At 63.3% G+C, this 21,545-nt stretch carries 24 protein-coding genes and 1 riboswitch; of the genes, 10 read left to right on the top strand and 14 right to left on the bottom strand.

Features of this window, described 5'->3' with window-relative positions:
* Window positions 1-74: 74 nt before the first annotated feature.
* Window positions 75-686 carry a LysE family translocator gene (locus NKJ37_RS12470; protein ID WP_031213900.1) on the top strand — a complete coding sequence of 204 codons (612 nt, stop codon included), beginning with the start codon at window positions 75-77 and terminating at the stop codon, window positions 684-686.
* A 99-nt stretch (window positions 687-785) separates the two neighbouring features.
* On the opposite strand, the gene NKJ37_RS12465 is transcribed toward NKJ37_RS12470, so the two are convergent.
* Together NKJ37_RS12465 and NKJ37_RS12460 are read right to left on the bottom strand one after the other, a co-directional pair.
* Entirely contained in the window at window positions 786-1,172 is a 387-nt protein-coding gene (locus tag NKJ37_RS12465; RefSeq protein ID WP_128306034.1) for a nuclear transport factor 2 family protein, read from the bottom strand.
* 16 nt (window positions 1,173-1,188) lie between these two features.
* The gene (locus NKJ37_RS12460) at window positions 1,189-1,635 is read right to left on the bottom strand and encodes an OsmC family protein (protein ID WP_352442934.1); all 447 of its coding nucleotides are present in this window, start codon (window positions 1,633-1,635) and stop codon (window positions 1,189-1,191) included.
* A 118-nt stretch (window positions 1,636-1,753) separates the two neighbouring features.
* On the opposite strand from NKJ37_RS12460, the gene NKJ37_RS12455 reads away from it, so the two are divergent.
* Entirely contained in the window at window positions 1,754-2,362 is a 609-nt protein-coding gene (locus NKJ37_RS12455) for a TetR/AcrR family transcriptional regulator (protein ID WP_352442935.1), read from the top strand.
* 82 nt (window positions 2,363-2,444) lie between these two features.
* Here the strand turns inward: NKJ37_RS12455 and groL are convergent, their stop codons facing one another.
* The 3 genes from groL to NKJ37_RS12440 form a co-directional block, all read right to left on the bottom strand.
* Window positions 2,445-4,100: a chaperonin GroEL gene (groL, locus tag NKJ37_RS12450; RefSeq protein WP_127289069.1), complete on the bottom strand. Its 1,656-nt coding sequence runs from the start codon at window positions 4,098-4,100 to the stop codon at window positions 2,445-2,447.
* A gap of 64 nt (window positions 4,101-4,164) precedes the next feature.
* Window positions 4,165-4,461, bottom strand: coding sequence for a co-chaperone GroES (groES, locus tag NKJ37_RS12445; RefSeq protein WP_006203049.1), 297 nt, complete (start codon window positions 4,459-4,461; stop codon window positions 4,165-4,167).
* 233 nt (window positions 4,462-4,694) lie between these two features.
* Complete coding sequence (locus NKJ37_RS12440) at window positions 4,695-5,489, bottom strand: class I SAM-dependent methyltransferase (RefSeq protein WP_352442485.1); 795 nt, start codon at window positions 5,487-5,489, stop codon at window positions 4,695-4,697.
* 72 nt (window positions 5,490-5,561) lie between these two features.
* Between NKJ37_RS12440 and NKJ37_RS12435 the strand changes: the two genes are divergently transcribed.
* Window positions 5,562-6,413, top strand: a complete 852-nt coding sequence (locus NKJ37_RS12435) for an ATP-grasp domain-containing protein (RefSeq protein ID WP_023813508.1) — start codon at window positions 5,562-5,564, stop codon at window positions 6,411-6,413.
* A gap of 67 nt (window positions 6,414-6,480) precedes the next feature.
* On the opposite strand, the gene NKJ37_RS12430 is transcribed toward NKJ37_RS12435, so the two are convergent.
* A complete protein-coding gene (locus NKJ37_RS12430; RefSeq protein ID WP_023813509.1) occupies window positions 6,481-7,107 on the bottom strand; it encodes a TetR/AcrR family transcriptional regulator in 627 nt (208 codons plus the stop codon).
* Between the two features lie 123 nt (window positions 7,108-7,230).
* Between NKJ37_RS12430 and NKJ37_RS12425 the strand changes: the two genes are divergently transcribed.
* From NKJ37_RS12425 to NKJ37_RS12415, 3 genes are read left to right on the top strand one after another with little or no spacing between them, the layout of a single operon-like run.
* On the top strand, window positions 7,231-8,418 hold the full coding sequence (locus NKJ37_RS12425; protein WP_023813510.1) for an MFS transporter: 1,188 nt from the start codon (window positions 7,231-7,233) through the stop codon (window positions 8,416-8,418).
* A gap of 13 nt (window positions 8,419-8,431) precedes the next feature.
* Window positions 8,432-9,709, top strand: a complete 1,278-nt coding sequence (locus tag NKJ37_RS12420) for a D-arabinono-1,4-lactone oxidase (protein WP_352442484.1) — start codon at window positions 8,432-8,434, stop codon at window positions 9,707-9,709.
* Window positions 9,709-10,848 carry a DSD1 family PLP-dependent enzyme gene (locus tag NKJ37_RS12415; protein ID WP_352442483.1) on the top strand — a complete coding sequence of 380 codons (1,140 nt, stop codon included), beginning with the start codon at window positions 9,709-9,711 and terminating at the stop codon, window positions 10,846-10,848. The genes NKJ37_RS12420 and NKJ37_RS12415 overlap by 1 nt, the downstream gene beginning before the upstream one ends.
* 4 nt (window positions 10,849-10,852) lie before the next feature.
* On the opposite strand, the gene NKJ37_RS12410 is transcribed toward NKJ37_RS12415, so the two are convergent.
* Window positions 10,853-11,686, bottom strand: coding sequence for an AraC family transcriptional regulator (locus NKJ37_RS12410; RefSeq protein WP_352442482.1), 834 nt, complete (start codon window positions 11,684-11,686; stop codon window positions 10,853-10,855).
* Window positions 11,687-11,979: 293 nt separating this feature from the next.
* Window positions 11,980-12,186, top strand: a riboswitch (cobalamin riboswitch).
* Between the two features lie 162 nt (window positions 12,187-12,348).
* Here NKJ37_RS12410 and NKJ37_RS12405 point away from each other — a divergent pair.
* The 3 genes from NKJ37_RS12405 to NKJ37_RS12395 all read left to right on the top strand — a co-directional run bounded on the left by NKJ37_RS12405 (window position 12,349) and on the right by NKJ37_RS12395 (window position 15,252).
* Complete coding sequence (locus tag NKJ37_RS12405) at window positions 12,349-13,137, top strand: ABC transporter ATP-binding protein (protein WP_352442481.1); 789 nt, start codon at window positions 12,349-12,351, stop codon at window positions 13,135-13,137.
* Between the two features lie 45 nt (window positions 13,138-13,182).
* Window positions 13,183-14,130, top strand: coding sequence for an ABC transporter substrate-binding protein (locus NKJ37_RS12400; RefSeq protein ID WP_352629671.1), 948 nt, complete (start codon window positions 13,183-13,185; stop codon window positions 14,128-14,130).
* Between the two features lie 135 nt (window positions 14,131-14,265).
* Window positions 14,266-15,252: a FecCD family ABC transporter permease gene (locus tag NKJ37_RS12395; RefSeq protein WP_352773969.1), complete on the top strand. Its 987-nt coding sequence runs from the start codon at window positions 14,266-14,268 to the stop codon at window positions 15,250-15,252.
* A gap of 24 nt (window positions 15,253-15,276) precedes the next feature.
* Here NKJ37_RS12395 and NKJ37_RS12390 read toward each other — a convergent pair whose 3' ends face one another.
* From NKJ37_RS12390 to NKJ37_RS12375, 4 genes are all read right to left on the bottom strand, one after another.
* The gene (locus tag NKJ37_RS12390; protein WP_502895153.1) at window positions 15,277-16,125 is read right to left on the bottom strand and encodes a metal ABC transporter permease; all 849 of its coding nucleotides are present in this window, start codon (window positions 16,123-16,125) and stop codon (window positions 15,277-15,279) included.
* Window positions 16,125-16,985 carry a metal ABC transporter permease gene (locus NKJ37_RS12385; protein ID WP_127267054.1) on the bottom strand — a complete coding sequence of 287 codons (861 nt, stop codon included), beginning with the start codon at window positions 16,983-16,985 and terminating at the stop codon, window positions 16,125-16,127. The genes NKJ37_RS12390 and NKJ37_RS12385 overlap by 1 nt, the downstream gene beginning before the upstream one ends.
* Window positions 16,982-17,842 carry a manganese/iron ABC transporter ATP-binding protein gene (locus NKJ37_RS12380; protein WP_352773968.1) on the bottom strand — a complete coding sequence of 287 codons (861 nt, stop codon included), beginning with the start codon at window positions 17,840-17,842 and terminating at the stop codon, window positions 16,982-16,984. The genes NKJ37_RS12385 and NKJ37_RS12380 overlap by 4 nt, the downstream gene beginning before the upstream one ends.
* Window positions 17,843-17,919: 77 nt before the next feature.
* Window positions 17,920-18,834, bottom strand: coding sequence for a metal ABC transporter substrate-binding protein (locus tag NKJ37_RS12375; RefSeq protein WP_502896775.1), 915 nt, complete (start codon window positions 18,832-18,834; stop codon window positions 17,920-17,922).
* A 177-nt stretch (window positions 18,835-19,011) separates the two neighbouring features.
* On the opposite strand from NKJ37_RS12375, the gene NKJ37_RS12370 reads away from it, so the two are divergent.
* Window positions 19,012-19,440, top strand: a complete 429-nt coding sequence (locus NKJ37_RS12370) for a Fur family transcriptional regulator (RefSeq protein WP_023813521.1) — start codon at window positions 19,012-19,014, stop codon at window positions 19,438-19,440.
* A gap of 64 nt (window positions 19,441-19,504) precedes the next feature.
* Here the strand turns inward: NKJ37_RS12370 and NKJ37_RS12365 are convergent, their stop codons facing one another.
* Genes NKJ37_RS12365 through NKJ37_RS12355 form a run of 3 tightly spaced genes read right to left on the bottom strand, consistent with a single transcriptional unit; the run spans window position 19,505 to window position 21,542 of the window.
* Window positions 19,505-20,440: a phosphatidate cytidylyltransferase gene (locus NKJ37_RS12365; RefSeq protein ID WP_352442479.1), complete on the bottom strand. Its 936-nt coding sequence runs from the start codon at window positions 20,438-20,440 to the stop codon at window positions 19,505-19,507.
* A complete protein-coding gene (locus tag NKJ37_RS12360) occupies window positions 20,440-21,102 on the bottom strand; it encodes a lysophospholipid acyltransferase family protein (protein ID WP_127289051.1) in 663 nt (220 codons plus the stop codon). Before NKJ37_RS12360 ends, NKJ37_RS12365 begins: the two co-directional genes overlap by 1 nt.
* Window positions 21,099-21,542, bottom strand: a complete 444-nt coding sequence (locus tag NKJ37_RS12355) for a hypothetical protein (RefSeq protein ID WP_352442478.1) — start codon at window positions 21,540-21,542, stop codon at window positions 21,099-21,101. Before NKJ37_RS12355 ends, NKJ37_RS12360 begins: the two co-directional genes overlap by 4 nt.
* Between the last annotated feature and the right edge of the window lie 3 nt (window positions 21,543-21,545).

Raw genomic sequence — 21,545 nt, 5'->3', positions numbered from 1 at the left:
CCGATCACCTCCGCTTGTGCGCCGACCCGCAGCCCGATACGTTCCTGGCCGGGTCGGGTGCCGGAGGAACCATCGTGAGCATCGAATTTCTGTTGACGTCGCTGATCGTCGTGGCTTCGCCCGGCACCGGCGTTCTCTACACGCTGAGCGCCGGCCTTTCGCGCGGCGCGCGGGCCAGCGTCATCGCCGCCTTCGGCTGCACGCTCGGCATCATCCCACACATGGCCGCCGCCATCACCGGCCTTGCGGCGCTGCTGCACACCAGCGCGCTTGCCTTCGAGACGCTGAAATATCTCGGCGTCGCCTACCTCCTCTACATGGCCTGGAACACGCTGAAGGAAAATGGCGGCCTCAGCGTCGAGCAGGATGTGACGCCGCGCTCGGCCGGCAAGGTGATTGCCACCGGGATCCTCGCCAACGTGCTCAATCCGAAACTGTCGATCTTCTTCTTCGCTTTCCTGCCGCAATTCGTCAGCACCACCGAGCCCAATGCGCTGTCGAAGATGCTGGAACTGAGTTCCGTCTTCATGCTTTTGACCTTCGTGGTTTTCGTCGGCTACGGCATCTTCGCCGCCTCGATCCGCAGCCACGTCGTCTCGCGGCCAATGGTGTTGACCTGGATGCGCCGGACCTTCGCCGGCGCCTTCGTCATGCTCGGCGCGAAGCTGGCGCTGGCCGATCGGTAGCGCCACGGGGAGCGGTTCAGTCTCGCTGATCCGCTCCTCTTTGTTGCGCTATTCCGGGCGAAAAGCCGTTATGCGCTTTCGGGGAATTGCTCGGGCACGCTACCCCTTCACATAGCCCATCGCTTCGACGATCCGCCCGCCGGCCACGCGCATGAGGTTGACGCCGCGCAGCGAATTGCCGTCGGTCATGAAATAGCGCCAGCGGATCGTTGCCCGGTCGCCGGCAACGAAGGTTTCCTCGATATCGAAGCGCGTGCCGGCCTGGGTTGCTATCGCCGCCCAAAGCCCGACGCACGCCGCTTGACCGGCATAACGGGCGCCGTCCGGCGCTGGCACGGTGTTCTCGATCACGCAATCCTCAGCCACCAGCTCGGCGAGTGCCGAAGGATCATGGCGTTGGAATACGTCGTTGTAGCGCCGCATGATCTCGGCCGTCTGCTGGGACAGGTCGTACGCGGCTGCGTCCATGACAAGCTCCTGTGTCATCTTCTTTCTCCTGGCTTCATTGGCCTTTGGTGGCTTCGACGAGTGTTGCCTTGAGGGTGATCTGGGACACGCCGGCAAGGGCCCGCGAGACGAGGCAGCCCGCCTTGGCGGACTGTGCAAGGCGCTCGAATTCATCTTCGGCAAGTCCCGCGACCTCTGCCTCGGTTTCGAGTTCGATGCGGGTGATCGTCGGACCGGCAGCGGTTGCGCCAAGATGCACCTTGGCGACGGTGCTGATGCTTGTCGGAACATGATTGGCGTTGCCCAGTATGGCGCTCAGCGCCATCGAGAAGCAGCCTGCATGCGCTGCGGCGATCAGTTCCTCCGGATTGGTGCCCGGACCGTTCTCGAAACGCGACGGGAAGGAATAGGCGCCTTCGAAGACGCCGCTGCCGAGCCGCAACCGTCCCGAACCTTCCTTCAGCGTCCCCTGCCATTTGGCCGAGGCTTCACGAATTGTCATTGTCGTTCTCCCTTCGCATGGCATTCCTCAGGAATATATAGACTGATCTACATATTATGTAGACCGATTGTCATATTCTGCGCAAGGCCTATAATGATTCCTGCTGACAGAGGTTGACATGGCCAACGACACCCGCACCCGCATACTCGAGACGACTGGGCTGCTGCTCAGGCAGCGCGGCTATCACGGCACCTCGCTCAACGACATATTGAGCGCCAGCGGCGCACCGCGGGGCTCGCTCTATTTTCATTTTCCCGGCGGCAAGGACCAACTGGTCATCGAGGTGACGCGCGCTAGCGTTGCCGACGTGACGGAGAGGCTGGGCGAAGCGCTGGCTGCCGAAAAGAATCCGGCGGTGGCCGTCCATCATATCTACCAGTCGGTGGGGCGCATGCTGGAAGACAACCAGTTTTCGCTCGGCTGTCCGGTCGCGCCTGTCGTGCTGGACTCGCCCACCGACGTGCCGGAACTGGCGGAGTTGTGCCGCTCGGCCTTCGAACAGTGGATAGGCCTGCTGCGGGACGCCTTCGTCAGGGCGGGGGTGCCCGAGCGCCGCGCGCATGCATTGGCACTGCTGGTCGAATCGTCGCTGGAAGGACTGATGGTGATCGCCCGCGCCACCCGCGACCGCGCTCCGATACAGGCCGTGGCCGATGAAGTGGCGGCGCTGATCGAAGCCGCGGTGCTTGCCGGCGAGGTAAAGCAACGCGCGGATGCCGCCGTCTGAGAGGCCACGACGACCGCTGCGCAAAACAAAAAGGGCGGCATCTCTGCCGCCCTTTCCGTATCTGAAGGCTGATAGGGCTGGATTAGAAATCCATACCGCCCATACCGCCCATGCCGCCGCCCATGCCGCCAGGCATGCCGCCGCCGCCAGCCGACTCCTTCTTCGGAGCCTCCGCGATCATGGCTTCGGTGGTGACCAGCAGGCCGGCGACCGAGGCCGCGTCCTGGAGAGCCGTACGGACAACCTTGACCGGATCGACGATACCCATGGCGATCATGTCGCCATATTCGCCGGTCTGGGCGTTGTAGCCGAAGGTCAAGCCCTTGTTCTCAAGGATCTTGCCGGCAACGATCGATGCTTCCGCACCGGCGTTGGCCGCGATCTGGCGGGCCGGAGCCTGCAGCGCACGACGAACGATGTTGATGCCGGCGGCCTGGTCGGCGTTGACGCCGGTGGCCTTGATGTTGGCCGAAGCGCGCAGCAGGGCTACGCCACCACCAGCAACGATGCCTTCTTCGACGGCCGCGCGGGTCGCGTTGAGGGCGTCATCGACGCGATCCTTCTTTTCCTTGACCTCGACTTCCGTCGCGCCGCCGACGCGGATCACCGCAACGCCGCCGGCGAGCTTCGCCAGACGTTCCTGCAGCTTCTCCTTGTCGTAGTCCGAAGTGGTCTCTTCGATCTGCTGCTTGATCTGGGCGACGCGGCCCTGGATCTCGGCCTTCTTGCCGGCGCCGTCGACGATGGTGGTGTTCTCCTTGGAGATCGACACCTTCTTGGCGCGGCCGAGCATGTTGAGGCCGACGTTCTCGAGCTTGATGCCGAGGTCTTCCGAGATGACCTGGCCACCGGTGAGGATGGCGATGTCTTCCAGCATGGCCTTGCGGCGATCACCGAAGCCCGGCGCCTTGACGGCGGCGATCTTCAGGCCGCCACGCAGCTTGTTGACGACCAGCGTGGCCAAAGCCTCGCCTTCGACGTCTTCCGAGATGATGAGCAGCGGCTTCGAGGTCTGCACGACGGCTTCGAGAACCGGCAGCATGGCCTGGAGGTTGGACAGCTTCTTCTCGTGCAGGAGGATGTAGACGTCCTCGAGCTCGGCAACCATCTTGTCGGCGTTGGTGACGAAGTAGGGCGAGAGGTAGCCGCGGTCGAACTGCATGCCTTCGACGACTTCGAGTTCGGTCTCGGCGGTCTTGGCTTCTTCAACCGTGATGACGCCTTCGTTGCCGACCTTCTGCATCGCTTCCGCGATCATCTTGCCGACCGACTCGTCGCCATTGGCCGAGATCGTGCCGACCTGGGCGACTTCCTCGGAGGTCTTGATCTTCTTGGCAGCCTTGCCGAGAGCCGCGACGACTTCGGTCACGGCCAGATCGATGCCGCGCTTCAGGTCCATCGGGTTCATGCCGGCGGCAACGGCCTTGTGGCCTTCCTGGACGATCGACTGTGCCAGAACGGTCGCGGTCGTGGTGCCGTCGCCGGCGATGTCGTTGGTCTTCGAAGCAACTTCGCGGACCATCTGCGCGCCCATGTTCTCGAACTTGTCTTCAAGCTCGATTTCCTTGGCGACGGTGACGCCGTCCTTGGTGATGCGCGGGGCGCCGAACGACTTGTCGATGACGACGTTGCGGCCCTTGGGGCCGAGCGTGACCTTCACCGCGTCGGCGAGGATGTTGACGCCGCGCAGCATGCGCTCGCGGGCATCACGGGAGAATTTTACGTCTTTGGCAGCCATTTTTAGCTCCTGGCAGGGGCTTTGATCGAGCCCGGGAATTCAGTTGACGGGGAAAGGCCTGATATCAGCCGATGATGCCCATGATGTCGGATTCCTTCATGATCAGAAGGTCTTCGCCATTGAGCTTGACTTCGGTGCCCGACCACTTGCCGAACAGGATGCGGTCGCCGGCCTTGACGTCCAGCGGGACCAGCTTGCCAGCTTCGTCACGAGCGCCGGAGCCGACAGCGATGATCTCGCCTTCCTGCGGCTTTTCCTTTGCCGTGTCGGGGATGATGATCCCGCCAGCGGTCTTGGATTCGGATTCGACCCGGCGAACGACCACGCGGTCATGAAGCGGGCGGAACTTCGACTTTGCCATTTTTTCTTCCTCGATGAGAACGGTGAGAAACAGTTCCTCCATCCGGCGGCGCCGGACATATGAGTTAGCACTCACCAATGGAGAGTGCTAACGTGGCGCTGAAATAGGCTGACGGCTTTTGAGAGTCAAGGTGCGCGAAGGCCGCGATGCGAGCGAAATTTTTCTCATGCTGCCGCACGATTTAACAAAGCCTGGGTTGCGCCTGCCCCGGCTCGAGCGCCGTCCTGCTATCTTCAGTGTCTTGGCGCCCGCAGCACCAACAGCGGGCATCGCTCGGCGAGCCCATAGCTCCCGGTCAAAGCGATGCGAACATCACCAAAGAACGCTTCCGCCTCGCTCGCCAATGCAGTCGCCGGCGCGAAGGTGTAGATGGCCGGCGAGTTCCGATAGACATCGATGGTGCCGATGGTGGGCAGGTCCCAGCCCGTGCGAGCCGAAAGCTCTTTGCGGTCAGGAAACAGTGCATCGAACCTTTCCGCGATCGTCCTGACCGGAATGGCATGGTCGGGCGCGTCGCCCGTCGCGGTCATTGCGACGCGCCATTTGAGTTCGTGGAAGGTCGAGACACCGCCCGACAGTGCAAGCGCCCGCACCGCCGCCGGATCGTCCGGTGTTTCGGGACCGGCAAAGAGACGCAGTCCCGCTCGGCCGCCGGTGCGCAGTACGCCGGCGATCGCCGCAAATAGCGCCCGGCGCGCGGTTGAAAGGCCGAGCGCCGACAGGCAGCCATCGCCGATCACCGCATCTATGCTTGCGTCCGACACCGGCAAGTCGAGCCAGTCGCCGTTGATTGCCTTTCGCAACGCGGTGTCGCCTGGCCAGATACCGGCGATCATGTCGGAGGATTCGTCGACGGCCATCATCGTCGTCCCGAGCCCGGCGAGTTCCGGCGTCACGCCGAGCAGAATGACGTGCGCCTTCGAAAGGTCGAGCTCACGCTCATAGGCCTCAACCGCTTCCGCTGGCGGCCGCAACGGTGGCCCGAGCAACTGCCAGTGCCCTCGAATGGCATTCCAATGGTCGGTCATCCACACCCCCAAGCCGGCATTGTATTTGCAGGCATAATGGAGGACGCTGATGAAGCCAAGCTCGGGGGGCGCATGACACGCATCGCGGTTATTACGCATGAGTTCGACAGGTTCGAACGCCGGCGTGGCCTGCTGTTTCGCCGCCGGAGCTCCTATATGCTTTTCGGTTTGCTGGAGGAACTGAAGCGACGCGGTCATTCCGTCCGCATAATCCCCGGAACGTCGGCAAAGCCGGAGGCCGACATCGCGGTGCTGCACGTCGATGCGACTGTGACGCCCCCCGAATATGTCGAATACGCACGCGCTTTTCCCTTTTGCCTGAACATCGGAGCCGCCGACATCTCCAAGCGACGCGTCAGTGGCGCGGTGATCGGCAAGGAGGACGACTGGCAAGGACCGGTCATCGTCAAGAGCAATCTCAACAATCTCGGGATGCGGGAGCAAGCGCTCAACCGGCGATCGCTGCGAGCCGGGAAGCCGAAGCCGTTTCCCGGCGTCGAGCTCATCGAGGGTTATCGCGTCTATGCATCCCTTTCGGATGTTGCGCCGGAGGTCTTCGACCGCAGCGATCTCGTCGTCGAAAAATTCATTCCCGAGCCGGAGGCGGACGGCTTTGGAGCCCGCTTCTGGATATTCTGCGGCGAGCGCGAGCGCTGCACCCGCCATGTCTCGCCGCAGAGCCTCGTCAAGGGCGACGACACGATCCGACGTGAGCCGGTTCCGGTTCCCGACGAGCTTCGCACGTTGAGGCGCCGGCTTGGCTTTGACTACGGAAAGTTCGATTTCGTCATGCATGAGGGCAGGGCGGTGCTGCTTGATGCCAACAAGACGCCCGGTGGCGCCCGCAATCTTTCTGCGTTTCTCGCTGCCGGCAATGCCAATCTTGCCGACGGCTTCGAAGCCCTTGTCCGCCAGGTCGCATAGCGGGCGTTCTGATGCTTGCGATGCCCGACACCTCTCATTCGCGGCAGCTTGCTGACGATCGCCACGGCTACAAAAACAGCCGCAGCTGGGTGTGAATGATAGACCGGTAATCCTCGATGGTCTGGCGGCTTTCCGGTTCGCCCTCGGCGAGCGCCAGGCGCACCACGCCGCCGGCGAGCTGGAAGATCAGCAGAACCATGCGTTCGAACTGCTCGCGCCTCTCGGGCTTGAGCAAGGCGATGACGTGGTCGCAGAACATTTTGGCTTGGTACCGGGTTTCCGCGATGTCGAGGTTCTTGAGCGCCTTGTCGGCCTGGATGGCGTTCTGCAGATCCTGAATGGCCGGATCGCCGGCGACACGGTTGAGATAATCATCGAGCAGCCGGTCAGCGGCCACGATCACATCCTTCGCCTCGTGGATTTCGGCGATGATCGTCGTCAGCCGTGCCCGGCTGACCTCTGAAAACCGTTCATAGAGCATCGCCAGGATCGCCGATTTGTTGGGAAAATAGTGGTAGACGGTGGCGATCGGCCCGCCCGCCAGCATGCCGACCTCCTTCATGGTGACGGCGTCGATACCCTTTTCCCCGATCAGCCGCATGGTCGTCGACAGGATCGCGTCGATGCGCTCGCGGCTGCGTTCCTGCTTGGGCCTGCGCCTCGGCTCGGTCGCCATTCTTTTCAATTCGGTCATGCACCGATCTTTCGCACAGTTTTCAAATTCCGGTTGACAAGAAATATGATCAAGTATCAGTTTCTGAAATACTGACAGGTTGTCAGCTTTTTTGCCGCACGGCAAGGACGTTGGGAGGCGCCTTTGGCTTCGACAGACACCGGCCATGCAGGCAGTGGCGACTGGCTGGTCGGCAATCCGACCGGCTGGCAGCTTGCCTCGGCCCTGTGGATCGGTTCGGTGGGCCTGCTCATCCTCGGGCTGCAGCCCGTGTTGCTCGGCGCCCTTTACACTGAGGGTCATGTCAGCGGCGACGAACTGGCGCTGGTCGCCACCGCCGAGATGATCGCCATTGCCATCGGTTCGGCTGTCGTGGCGATGCTGCTTTCGGCGCACCACATGCGCTGGAAAAGTGCCGTCCTTCTGCTGCTGCTGGCGCTGGCCAATGTGTGGACGGCCTATGCCGCGAGCGCCGGCACGCTGATTGCGGCCCGCGCCCTGGCCGGGCTCGCCGAGGGCGGTCTGGTCGCCATCGCCACCGAACTGATCGCCCGCTCGCGGCGCGCCGAGCGCATCGGCGGCTATTTCGTCACCATGCAGACGCTGGCGCAATGCGCGCTCGCCCTGTTGCTGGCGCTCTATGTAATCCCGGCCGCAGGGTCGGCAGGGGGCTTCATCGTTCTTGCCGTCGTCTGCATCGCGTCTCTGGCGGTCGCCTTCACTGTTCCCGGTGACTATGCCGACCTGCCCAAGGAGGAGAATTTGGCCAATGTGCTGACGGTTCCTTCACTCACCGCGCTGCTGTCGGTCTTCTGCTATTTCATGTTCTTCGGCGCGGTCTGGGCCTTTCTGGAACCGCTTGGCGCACAGTATGGCATCGATGCCCGCACCGTCGGCCTGATCGTCTCGGCCAGCCTCGCCGTACAGGTCCTGGGGGCGATGACGGCGACGGCGTTCGAAGCACGCATCGACTATCGCCTTGCCATCGCGGCGATCGGCGTCGTCGCGCTTGTCAGCTCCCTGGTTCTTGCCAGTAGCCCTGGCCTGACGACGTTCTGGGTCGCTGCCTTGGCTATGGGCTTTATCCTGCTGTTCATCGTGCCCTACCAGATACGTCTGGCGATCACCGCCGACGAGACGCGGACCGCTGTGCTGCTGGTGCCGGCGGCCCAGCTTTTCGGCCTGGCGATCGGACCGATCGCGGCGTCGCTGCTCATCGATGGCAAGGATTTCCGGCCGGTGCCGGAATTCGCCGCCGCCAGCGCGGTGGCCAGCGTGGCGCTGCTCGGTCTGTTCGTCCTTGTGTCACGTCGCCGTCGTGCGGTTGCCTGAGCGGGGAGGTGGCATGTCAAACGTTTGGAGCAACTGGTCGGGCTTTGTAAGCGCCGAGCCCAAGCTGATCGCCAGCCCCGGCGATGCCGGTGAACTCGGTGATCTCGTCCGGACCGCGCCTGGCCCGGTGCGCGTCGCCGGTGCCGGTCATTCCTTCACGCCGCTGGTGAAATCGCAAGGCACGATCCTGTCCCTGGAAAGGCTGGAAGGGCTGGTCTCGCACGACGCCGAAACACATCAGGCGCGGGTGCGGGCAGGGACCCGGCTCGGCCCGCTGATGCGCATCCTGCAAGGCATCGGCCAGGGCCTGCCCAACATGGGCGACATCGACCGCCAGGCGATCGGCGGCGCGCTGGGCACAGCCACGCACGGCTCCGGACCGACGCTCGGCGCCTATCACACGCAGCTGGAGACGGTGCAGATCGTCGACGGGCTCGGCAAGGTCCGCGACTTCAAGCAGGCAGGGGATCAGGACATGATCCATGCCATCGGTGTCGCGCTCGGCGCTTTCGGCGTGCTCACCGAAGTGACGCTGAACAACATCGTGACCTACCGGTTGCGCCGCCGCAAATATGTGCTGCCGATCACTGAGATGCTGCGCGACTTCGAGGCGATGATGGCCGCGCATCGCTCGGCCGAATTCTATTACATTCCGTTTTCCGGCTATGCGCAGTTCATCGCCAGCGATTTCAGCGACGCCGCACCCACCGCACGGCCGCCGGAAGAGGACGAGTCGGGTTTGAGGACACTGCGCAGGCTGCGCACCTCACTTGCCTGGCTGCCATCGCTGCGTGGCCGTCTGATCCTGGGCGCCATCGCCAAATTGCCGGCCGAGGACTACGTGCAGGACTGGCTCAACGTCTATGCCAGCGACCGGCAGACCAAGTTCAACGAGATGGAATATCATTTGCCGTTCGAGGAAGGGCCGAAGGCGCTGGCCGAGATCATCGAGCTGACCGAGAAGCGTTTTCCCGAGGTCTATTTCCCGATGGAGGTGCGCTCGGTCGCGCCGGACCAGTTCTGGCTTTCGCCATTCTACAACAGGCTGACCTGCTCCATCGCCATCCACCATGACGCGGCGAACGATCCGTTGCCGTTCATGCGGGCGGCAGAGCCGATCTTCCGCAGATATGGCGGCCGGCCGCATTGGGGCAAGATGCACAGCCTGAAGGCGGCGGATCTGAAAAAGCTCTACCCGCGCTGGGACGACGCCATGGCGGTGCGCCGCGACGTCGATCCGCAAAACCGCTTCGTCTCGCCCTATATGGCCGGCTTGTTCGGCATCGAATGATGAGCACCTATTTTTCCACCCTGTCGGATGCGCTGAAGGAAGCCGGCATCTTCCAGCCCTGCCTGCTGCTCGATCGCGACCGGCTGGACAGCAACATTGCCCTGGTAAAGGAGAGACTGGATCCCGGCCTGGCCGTGCGGCTGGTCGACAAATCGCTCGCCTGCCTGCCGCTGCTTGCGCATATCGGCAAGGCGCTCGGCAGTGAGCGCTTCATGACCTTCCATCCGCCGATCAGCGAGGCGGTGCTGAAGGCGTTTCCGGATGCCGATCTGCTGTATGGCAAGCCGATGCCTGTCGATGCGGCAAGGGCTGTGCTTTCGAGGGGCGTGGTCGACTGGTCGCGTGTCTGCTGGCTGATCGACAGCGAGGAGAGACTGGCGGAATATGGCGCCCTCGCTGGCGAACTCGGCATCGGCCTGCGCATCGCTTTCGAGATCGATGTCGGGCTGCATCGCGGCGGGTTCGCCAATCCTGAGGCCTTGTCGAAGGCGTTGAGCGCGTTGCCGGCCCGGCTGCATTGCGAAGGCGTCATGGCCTACGAGGCGCATGCGCCGCTCATTCCCGGCCTTTTCGGCGGACCGGCAAAGGCATTGGCCAAGGCGTCGGCGCAGGCCTCGGCGTTCGTCGCCTGTCTCGGCGCCGACCAGCGCCGTATCCTGAACATCGGCGGCAGCAAGACCGCGCTGCTTCATCATGGCGGCATGGCCAACGAGGTCTCGATGGGCTCGGCCTTCGTGCTGCCCAGTGATTTCGATACGCCAGGCCTCGACGGCTTCCAGCCGGCGGCCTTCATCGCCACGCCGATCTTGAAAATGGTCGAGCCGATGCTGCCTGGCCCGCCGGCCGTCACCCGCCTGCTGCAGGCGCTCGGCCGCTTCCCGCGCAAGGGCTGCTATCTCTATGGCGGCAAGTGGATGGCCGAGCCCGTCTTCCCCGAAGGCATGAAGGCGAACGGGCTGCTCGGCCTGTCCTCCAACCAGCAATTCATGGGCTTGCCCGCCGACGCGACCGCAAAACCCGGCGACTACGCGTTTCTAAGGCCGACGCAGAGCGAAGCCGTGCTGCAGCAGTTCGGGTCGATCGCTGTGTTTTCCGGCGGCGGGATAGTCGATCGCTGGCCGGCGCTGCCGATGGCCTGACCGACTACGCCTTCACCGGTATCCAGATCTCCAGCCCGCCATTGCCGCTGCGTGGGTCGAACTCAGGGCCGTAGCGTTCGAATTCCGGCGCATCCGATATCTCGTGGCCGGAAGCCGGCAGCCACTTGTTCCAGATCGTGTTGACCGTCCGGCGAATGGTCGAAATGTGTTCGCGGTGGGCAAAGACCGCATATTTCTGCGCCGGCACCCGCACCCGGCTGAATTCCTTGGGCAGGTCGGAAAAATCAGACACTTCGACGCCGGCGATGTAGTCGAAATTGCCGGCATCGTCGCCGTTGACGCAGACGCCATAGGCGACGTCGCCGGCCTCGCCCGGAATGTTGCCGATATAGGGGCCGAAGCGCTGCCACTGCGTCGGGATGGCGGCGCTGGTTTCGCAGCTGTAGCGTTCGCCGAGGCCGGCAATCAGGAACGGCCGGCTGGTCTCGAAACGCGGCGGTTCGAGATTGGTGAGGAAGGACTGGTCCATCAGGATCGGCTCCAGCAGGTCGAGCTTGTCGAGTGTGCCTTGCGCGCGCACCAGTTCCGGCGTGGTGCCGAACTGATCGCGGAAGGCCCGGGTGAACGCCTCATGCGAGTTGTAGCCGGCGTCGAGCGCGACGCTGAGGATGTCGGGCGCCCCGCCGGCCAGCTTGCGCGCCGCCTCGGTCAGCCGGCGTGAGCGCATGTAGCCCATCACCGACCGGCCGGTGGCGGCCCCGAAAGCCCGCGTCACATGAAAACGCGACACCCCGCTGCTTTGCGCGACATCGTCGAGTGTAACAGCCTCCGGCAGATGACTTTCGACGAACCACAGCGCTTTCTCGGTCGAGTTCATTTTGCTCCTCGCATTGGCCAGATCATCCTGCCGTTTCCTGGCGCGGCCAGTTTGATCGAAATTGCGCATCCCGCGCAATCGCACCGATCCCGTCACAGTCGCACCGATATGGCGCAGCGTTGGAGCGCCCCTTGCCGCCGACGAGCCAAATTCGGCAGGCTTCACTTGACAGCGCCAGGCGGCATCCTCTAAATGCGTAATGTTATTACATATCGAGAGCGGGAAATGCATGTTTCCCCTAGCCGGCCCACCACTCCGTCCGAGAAATCCATTGCGAAGCGATTGGGGGAAATCTACGCTGAAGCGGTGATGGTCCCCGAGTCGAAAGGCGAGGGGTGAAAAGGGAACACGGTGAGATCCCCAGGGGTCGAGGCCGTGGCTGCCCCCGCAACTGTAAGCGGCGAGCAAAATCCGTGAATGCCACTGGCCGGCAAGGCTGGGAAGGCAGGATGGCGCAACGACCCGCGAGCCAGGAGACCTGCCATCACTGAGTTGACCGGACGGGGTGTGCCGGGAGGAAACGCGAATCCCGGTCTTGTCGGCCGCTTCGCCAGCTTCCTTCCGTCGCCAGTTTTGGAAAGTGACGGAAAGTTGGACGGCTCTATCGATCATCGCATCATCGTGAGCACGCATTGCCATCCCGGCAATCTGGCGGGCAGCCGATGCCCGTAGCGCTTCTCGAAGCCCGTGACCTCTGCGCCATGGCGAACGGGCGGGATCTGGTCCAGGCGGTCAGCTTCTCGGTGGCCGCTGGCGATCGCCTAGCCATCATCGGTCCCAACGGCGCCGGCAAGACGACGCTGCTGCGCATGCTGTCGGGCATGCTGCGGCCAAGTTCCGGCGAGGTGAACCTCGGCGGGCGCCGGCTGGACAGGATTTCCGCCGCCGAGCGGGCACTGCATATCGCCGTGGTCGGCCAGACCGACCAGCCCGATCCGCGGCTGGCGGTGATCGACTATGTCGAGCTGGGCCGGGTCCCGCACGCTCGGCTACGGCGCAGGAGCGAGGAGCGTGACATTGTCGTCGATGCGCTGCGCCGGACCGGCCTGCTGCCGCTGCTTGGCCGCACCATCGGCTCGCTGTCGGGCGGCGAGCGCCAGCGCGCCCAACTGGCCCGCGCCATCGCCCAGCAGCCAAAGATCCTGTTCCTCGACGAGCCGACCAACCATCTCGACCCGCGCGCCCGCGGCGAACTGCTCGACCTCGTGGCAGGCTTCGAGATGACGGTGATCGCGGTGCTGCACGATCTGGCGCTGGTGGCACCGTTCGCCACCAGGGTGGCGGTGATGAACCATGCCCGTCTGCAAGCGCTCGCCGCACCGCGCGAAGCGCTGACCCAAAAGCTGATTCGCGAAATTTTCGGCATCGATGTGCTGCGTCTGCGCCATCCGACCGAAGACCGCGAACTGACGGTGTTCGATGTTCCGAACCGTGCCGCGCCGCCATCCTGATTGAAGCCGTCCCATATCGATCATCCCGTCCACAGGAGCAAACCCTTGAAACGCCTTGCTTTTTCGCTTGCCTTCTCGCTGCTGGCCTCGACAGCCCTGGCCTTCCCGGTAACTGTCGACAGCTGCGGCAAGCCGCTGACCTTCGATGCGCCGCCGAAGCGCGCCGTCATCCAGGATCTCAACATGGCCGAGATGGCTTTCGCGCTGAAACTGCAGCCGTCGATCGTCGGCCTGACCGGCATCACCGGATGGTACAAGGTGGGTCCTGAGTTCAAGGCCGAGCAGGGTTCGATCCCGGAACTGGCGCCGAAATATCCGACGCTCGAAAACCTCGTCGCGGTCGAGCCCGATTTTTTCTTCGCCGGCTGGTATTATGGCATGAAGCCGGGTGGTGAAGTGACGCCCGACACGCTTGCTCCGCACGGCATCAAGACGCTGGTGCTGACGGAAAGCTGCGTCCATCTCGACAAGAGCCGCCCCGCCGCCTCGATGGACCTGCTCTATGGCGACGTCGAAAAGCTGGGCAAGATCTTCGGCAAGGAGGCCGAAGCTGAGAAGCTTGTCTCCGGCTGGAAGACGCGGCTCGCCGACATCACCGCCAAGGTCGGCGACGCCAAGGGAACGCGGGTCTTCCTCTATGATTCCGGCGAGGACAAGCCGTTCACCGCAGGCAAATTCGCCATCCCCAGCGCCATGATATCAGCCGCCGGCGGCGACAACATTATGGCCGACATGGACACCAGTTGGGGCAATACGGACTGGGAAACGGTGGCGTCGCGCAATCCGCAATTCCTCATCCTGCTCGATTACCAGGATGGCGGTGGCTACAGGAAACTGCTCGATTTCCTGAAGGCGCATCCGGCCATGAAGGAGACCGACGCGGTCAAGAACGAGCGCTTCGTCGCGCTGCGCTATGCCGAACTTACTCCCGGCCCGGCCAACATCGAAGCGATCGACAAGATCGCCAAGGCCATGCATCCGGAAGCGTTTTGATGCCTGTCGCCCAAAAGTGCGCAGCGGTTTTGGGGCAACGACATGCATGAACAAGAGATCCTGGAAGTGCGTCGCACGCGTCCTGACAGACGCGACGCATTTCCAGGCTTGCGCCATCCGGCATTTGCACCGGCCATGCTGGCGGGCGCGGCGGCGATCGCCGCTCTCGCTCTGCTGTCGATCGCCTATGGTTCGACACTGATCCCGCTGACCGATGTTGTTGCCGCGCTTGGTCGTGTAATCGGCTTCAGCGGGCACGACGTGGCAGGACCGGTCGGCAAGATCGTCGTCGACCTGCGGCTGCCGCGCACGATCCTGGCCATCTGCGTCGGCGTCGGTCTCGGCGTCGTCGGTGCGCTGCTGCAGACGGTGACCCGCAACGACCTTGCCGACCCGTTCCTGTTCGGCCTGTCGTCGGGCGCCGCCGCGGGTGCGGTTTCCGTTATCACCGTCTTCGGCGACAGTTTCGGCATCTGGACATTGCCGGTCGCGGCCTTCACCGGCGGCATATTGGCTGCCGGCGTCGTCCTGCTGCTGGTGGCGCGGGTGAGGGGGCAAGGCCCGGAGCGGCTGATCCTTGCCGGCCTTGCCGTGTCCTTCATGTTCACCGCCTTGACCAACTATCTTGTCTTTGCCGGCGATCAGCGCGCCGCCCACTCCGTGCTGTTCTGGACCATGGGCGGCCTTGGCCTGGCGCGCTGGGACAACATCTGGCTCGGCGCACTGGGTGCGGGGACCATTCTGGCTTACGCGCTGTGGAACCACCGCCGGCTCGATGCTTTCCTGGCCGGTGAAAATGCCGCCGAAAGCCTTGGCGTGCCGGTGGCGCGCATGCGCCGGATGACCTTTCTCGTCGCCGCCTTCTCGACGGCTATCCTTGTCTCGGTCGCTGGCGTCATCGGCTTCGTCGGGCTGATGATCCCGCATCTGTCACGGCCGCTGGCGGGCCCCTTGCACCTGCGCCTGGTTGCCAGCTGTGCCGTGTTTGGCGCGGTGCTTTTGCTGGCCAGCGACCTTCTGGCCCGAACGCTGCTGCCGCCGCAGGAACTGCCGATCGGCATCATCACCAGCTCGGTCGGCTCGTTCTTCGTCGTCACCATGCTGATCCGCAACCGGCTTTGAGTGCGGCCTGGGTCAGGGCCGCGATTACTCTCCCGAAATGCCCAGTTGCACCCGTTGCTTTGGGCGCTTCGACTGGAACAGGGCAAGCAAAAAAACGCCGGCCTGAACGACGACGATCGTCGGGCCGGTGGCTGCGTCGATGTGATAGCTGAGGATCGTTCCCACGACGCTCGACCCGATGGCGGCCGCGGCGGCAATGGCGAGCATGCGCTCAAAGCTCTTCGTCAAAAGAAAGCCGATCGCTCCCGGCGCGATCAGCATGGCGATGACAAGGATGATCCCGACAGCCTTCAGCGAGGCCACGATGGTCAACGCGAGCAGCGTCAGCAGCCCGAAATGCAGCAGGTTGACGGGCAGGCCGATCGCGCGCGCATGGGCCGGATCGAAACAATAAAGCAGCAGATCCTTGCGTTTTGCCAGAACGATGAGGATCGCCGGCACGACGATGACCGCCGCCTCGATCACGTCGCGCCACTGGACGCCGAGCATGTTGCCGAACAGGATATGATTGAGATGCTGGTCGGTCTCGACTTTGACGAACAGCACCAGGCCAAACGCGAACATGCCTGAGAAGACGATGCCCATGACTGCGTCCTCCTTGATCCGGCTGTGCTGCTTGAGGTAGCCCGTCGCCAGCGCGCAGCCAAGTCCTGCCACGAAGGCGCCGAAGGCAAGCGGGATCCCGGCGATATAGGCGAGCACGATACCCGGAAGCACGGCATGCGAAACGGCGTCGCCCATCAGCGACCAGCCCTTCAGGACGAGATAGCAGGACAACACTGCGCAAATGGCGCCGACCAGAACGGCGACGGCGAGACCGCGACGCATGAATTCGTGACTGAGCGGTTCGGCGATCCAGGACCAGATCGTCATCATGACGCGACCTGCGATGCGGCACGTGCCGCCCGGCGTGCGGCGAGCCGCCCATGTTTGGGTGCGAAGACGAAGGCAGTCAGAAAGACCACGGTCTGCAGCACCACGATCAGTCCGCCAGTCGCGCCATCGAGAAAGAAGCTGAGATAGGCGCCAACCGCGCTCGTCGCCGCGCCGATCGCCATCGCGAGCAGGATCATGACGCCGAACCGATCGGTAAGCAGGTAGGCGGTGGCGCCAGGCGTTACCACCATCGCGATCACGAGGATCGCGCCGACGGTCTGGAGCGCGGCGACGATGCAGGCGCTGAGCAGCACGAAGAACAGGACCCGCAGCCGCCACGGATTCAGGCCGACGCCGCGCGCATGGTTCTCGTCGAAGAACACCAGCATCATATCCTTCCATCGAAGCCCCAGTACAGCCAGCGAAACCGCTGCGATGAGGATGACCTGGGTTACATCCTCGTCGGAGATTGCGAGGATGTTGCCGAGTACGATGGACTGGATGTTTACGGAGGTCGGACTGATCGACGCAATCAGCAGCCCGCCAGCGAACAGCGTTGTAAAGACAAGGCCGATCACGGCGTCCTCGCGAAGTTGCGTCACGCGCCGCACCAAGGTGATGCCGAGTGCGGCGATGAGGCCGGAGGCGAATGCGCCGGCGGCATAGGGAAGGGCCAGCATGTAGGCGGCCGCAACGCCCGGCACCACCGAGTGGGCAAGCGCGTCGCCCATCAGGGCCCAGCCCTTTAGTATGAGATAGCAGGACAGGAACGCGCAGACCATGCCGACCAGGGCGCTGACCCAGATGGCCTTGGCCATGTAGTTGTAGGTGAAGGGTTCCAGCAGGATGTCGATCACGGGGCTGGCGATCCGCTGTCGGGCTTCATCATCTTCTCTTGATCCCGCTCGCCGTAAAGCACCAGAGGACGCTCGTCATCGGTCAGCACGGTCAGGTGGCGAGCGTCGGGGTCGTCATGAAGATCGGCGCCGCCGAGGCGCAGATGCCTCAGCACGCCGCCAAAAGCTTTCGCAACATTGGCTTGCGTAAACGTTGTCTCTGTTGGTCCGAAGGCCAGCACCGTCTTGTTGAAGATGACGACATGGTCGCAGAAATTGACGATGCTGCCGAGATTGTGCGTCGACACCAACATCAGCTTGCCGTCGTCGCGCATCGACCGAAGGAGATCGATGATCGCTGCTTCGGTCTGAACGTCGAGGCCGGTGAACGGCTCGTCGAGCAGGATGATTTCGCCGCCCTGCGCCAGAGCGCGCGCCAGGAACACACGCTTCTTCTGGCCGCCGCTCAGTTCGCCGATCTGGCGCTTGCGAAAATCGGTCATGCCGACCCGTTCCAGTGCCGCGTCGACCGCCATGCGATCGGCTCTGCCTGGGATACGCAGAAAATTCATGTGGCCGTAGCGGCCCATCATGACGACATCTTCCACCAGCACCGGAAAGTTCCAGTCGACATCCTCGCTCTGCGGCACATACGCGACTAGGCCGCGCTTCAGCGCTGCGTGGACGGGCAATCCGGCGATAAGCACTGTTCCGGTCGACGGCGTCAGGAAGCCCATCAGCGCCTTGAACAGCGTCGATTTGCCGGAGCCGTTGACGCCGACCAGCGCGCAGATGGTGGAGGCGCCGAGCCTGAAAGAGGCGGAGTGTACGGCCGTGACCCCGCTTGAATAGCTGACGGTGACGTCGTCCACGTCGATGGAGGCAACGACCCGGCCGCTACCGGTCGATGTTCGATCATGGCTGCTGTCCGGAGCGAGCGCGGTGCGAACCCCGGTCACCCGCCGAACCCCTGGACGATCGTCTCGACGGTGGTTTCGAGAAGCTTCAGATAGGTCGGAACCAGGCCGTCTTCCTCGCTCAGCGAATCGACGTAGAGAACGCCTCCATAGGTGGCTCCGGTTTCGCGCGCGACTTGCTTGGCCGCCTTGTCGGAAATGGTGCTTTCGCTGAACACCACCGGAATCTTGTTCTCGCGCACCAGGTCGATCAGCTTGCGCGCCTGTTGCGGGGTGCCTTGCTGGTCGGCGTTGATCGGCCACAGATAGGCTTCGCGCAGGTCGAAGTCGCGTGCCAGGTAGCTGAAAGCGCCTTCGCTTGTAACCAGCCAGCGTTGGTCCGTTGGGATCGCCGACAGGCGCTTGCGCATGGGCTCGTCGATTGCCTTGATCTTTTCCGAATAGGCGGCGGCATTGGCGGCATAGACCGGGGCGTTTGCCGGATCCGCCTTGGACAGCGCCTTGCGGATGTTCTCGACATAGATGAGGGCGTTCTTCGGCGACATCCACGCATGCGGATTGGGCTTGCCTTCGTAAGGTCCCTCCTTGATCCCCATCGGCTCTATGCCCTCCGTGACGACGGCACTCGGCACGTTCTTCACGTTGTCGAAGAATTTCTCGAACCAGCGTTCGAGGTTCATGCCGTTCCAGAGCACGAGGTCGGCCGATTGCGCCCTCACCACGTCGAGCGGCGTCGGCTGATAATCGTGGATCTCAGCGCCGGGCTTGGTCACCGACTCTACGATTGCCGCGGTCCCGGCCACGTTTTGCGCGATATCCTGGATGATCGTGAACGTCGTCACGACGCGCAGAACCTTCCCTGCCGAAGGCTGAGTCTCCTGTGCCATGACCGGAACGAGGCTCGCCATCGTCGCAAAACCGATGGCCACAAGGCCGCCAAGCGCCCGCAGCATCGTCCTGCGGGTTGGGGAAGCAGAAACAGTCATCGGATGCCTTTCGACTGGAGTTGATCGTCGCCCATGCGCTGCTCACGTCATGCTAATGCAAGTGATTTGCATCTGATATTGCAGTTGCAACTGATTTGCAAGTAGCTAATTGCAGTCGCGTGGCAACGCGGCTAAGTATGACGGATGAAAGCGGACAACGACCTTTTCGAGCGATTCCGGAGCAATTTGAAAGCCGCCGGTGTCCGGATGACCGAACAACGCAAGGTGATCTTGCGGCTGCTGGCGGATGCGCACGACCATCCGGACGCGAACGAATTGTATTCTCGTGCCCACCAGATCGACGGCAGCATTTCCTTGTCGACCGTCTACCGGACGTTGCGGCTCCTGGAGGAGAAAGGCGCCATCCAGCGTCATGCCTTCGACGAGGGCCGCGCCCGGTTCGAAAACGCGGACCGTGAACATCACGACCATCTCATCGACCTCGACACCGGTCAGGTGATCGAGTTCCGTTCCGACAAAATCGAGAAACTGCAGGCCGAGATAGCGTCGGAGCTTGGCTTCGAAATCGTCCGCCACAAGCTGGAACTGTATGTCAGGAAACGCGCTAAATAGCGTGGTTTCTGGTCGTCACCATGCTCATCCGCAACCGCTTTGAGCGCGGCAACAGATCGCCGGATCACACGGTCCAGAAATAGCGCACGATGTGGAAGAACACCGGGGCGGCGAAGACCAGGCTGTCGGTGCGGTCCATCATGCCGCCATGGCCTTCGATCAGATGACCCCAGTCCTTGACGCCCTGGTCGCGCTTGATGGCCGAGGCGACCAGCCCGCCGAGGAATCCCATCGAGCAGGCGACGAAGGCCACGGCTGCCGCCTGCTGCGGCGAAAACGGAGTCACGAACGACAACAGCGCGCCGAGCAGGCTCGCCGACACCAGTCCGCCGATCAGGCCTTCCCAGGTTTTCGACGGCGAGACGTTCGGCGAGAAACGGTGTTTTCCAAACAGCTTGCCGAAGATGTACTGCAGCACGTCGCTGCCTTGCACGACGATGATCAGGAAGGCGATCAGCAGCAGGGTGCGGCCTTCGAAGCCCGGCACCTCGAGTGTCAGCAGGGCAGGGACATGGCTGACGCAATAGACCGAGATCATCACCGCCCATTGCTGCGCGGCGATCCGCTCGAGGAAGCGTTCGGTGTCGCCATGCAGCGCCGTTATGGCCGGCATCAGCAGGAAGCAATAGACCGGAATGAAGATGACGAAGAGACCGTACCAGGCGGTCCACACCAGCCAGTATTGAAACGGGATGATGATGCCGAACATGCCAAGCAGCACCCAATGGTCGCTGCGGCGGGTGTGCGTCAGCGTCACGAATTCGCGCAGCGCGGCGAAGGAGATCAGAGCGAACAGAATGGTCATTCCGTAACGCCCGAAGAAGAAGGCGACCGTCATCAGCGCCACCATCACCCACCAGGCGTTGATGCGCTGGGTGAGATTGACCAGCGTCGAACTGAGCGGCTTCGGCGCTCGCGCCGAAAGTAGGGTGGCGACGATGCTGGCGGTGGTCAAAACCGCCAGCAGGCCGATGATCAGGATGGAGATTTCGTGGCGCATCAATCGTCTCGCTCGGGACGCGGGTTGAGCGCCAGAAGCGCGGCGTGGGCGCGTTCGAGGAAGGCGCGGCGTTCTTCGCCCGGACCGATCGCCACCGGCGCGCCGAAGACGACGCGGCACAGCAGCGGCACCGGCAGGAACTGGCCCTTGGGCAGCACGCGCGACATGTTCTCGATCCAGCACGGGATCAGCTCGACCTCAGGCCGCGCCGTCGACAGATTGTAGAGCCCGGAGCGGAATGCCAGCAGCGGCTCTTCGGTCATGTTGCGTGTGCCTTCGGGAAACAGGATCAGCGAGTGCCCCTGGTCGAGAACCGACAGCATGATCTCGATCGGATTTTCCTCAGGTCTCGTCCACTGCCGGTTGATCAGCACCGACGACAGCATGTCCTGCGCGATGAAGCGGCGCAGCCGCGACTTCCCCCAATATTCGCCTGCGGCAACAGCATGGGTGATCGCGCGCTCCCTTTCGCTGAGGCAGGCCGACAAAAGGATGAAGTCGCCATGGCTGGTGTGGTTGGCGAAATAGATGCGCTGGCGGTCGGAGGGCAGGCTGCCGTTCCAGATCGGCCGCACCCCGGTTACCATCCGGGCCAGCGCCGACAGGCCGACGGAGGTTACCGTCTGCAGCAAGGTGAAGGTCTTGAGCGAAAGCCTGTTCATCGCGGCGCCCAAAACCCTGCCGCCAGAAGTGCTGCGGCAAACAGAGCCAGGGCGGCACGCTGCTTGAGCAGCAGACGACGCGTGCCGGCCATGCGGTCATCAAGCGAACGTGTCGCGGACGGGGCCGTTTTCAGGCGCATGCGCGCCAGCATGTCGTCCACTGCGGCACCGCCGGAAGCTTCGTCATCATGGCTGGCCATGATCCGGAACAGCAGCGCGTCAAACGCCAGCAGTGTCGACAGCATCAGCACCGCCACCGCGCTCGCGGCGGTGATCGACAAAGCAACGGCCGCGGGCAAGTTTTCGAAAGCGCCGCGCGTCGAGGCAGCCAGCGGCGCAAGGATATTCGCGGCCACCACGATTGCGGCCGGCCACTCTGCCTGCCGCATCAGCATGCCGGCGAAGCGGTCGGTGCGGTCCTGATAGGCATTGCCGGTCATGAC

It is taken from the genome of Mesorhizobium sp. M0140 (assembly GCF_040322475.1).
Classification (GTDB): Bacteria; Pseudomonadota; Alphaproteobacteria; order Rhizobiales; family Rhizobiaceae; genus Mesorhizobium.
Note: the sequence above shows the minus strand (reverse complement) of the source record. Positions and strands in the feature narration are given on the sequence as shown.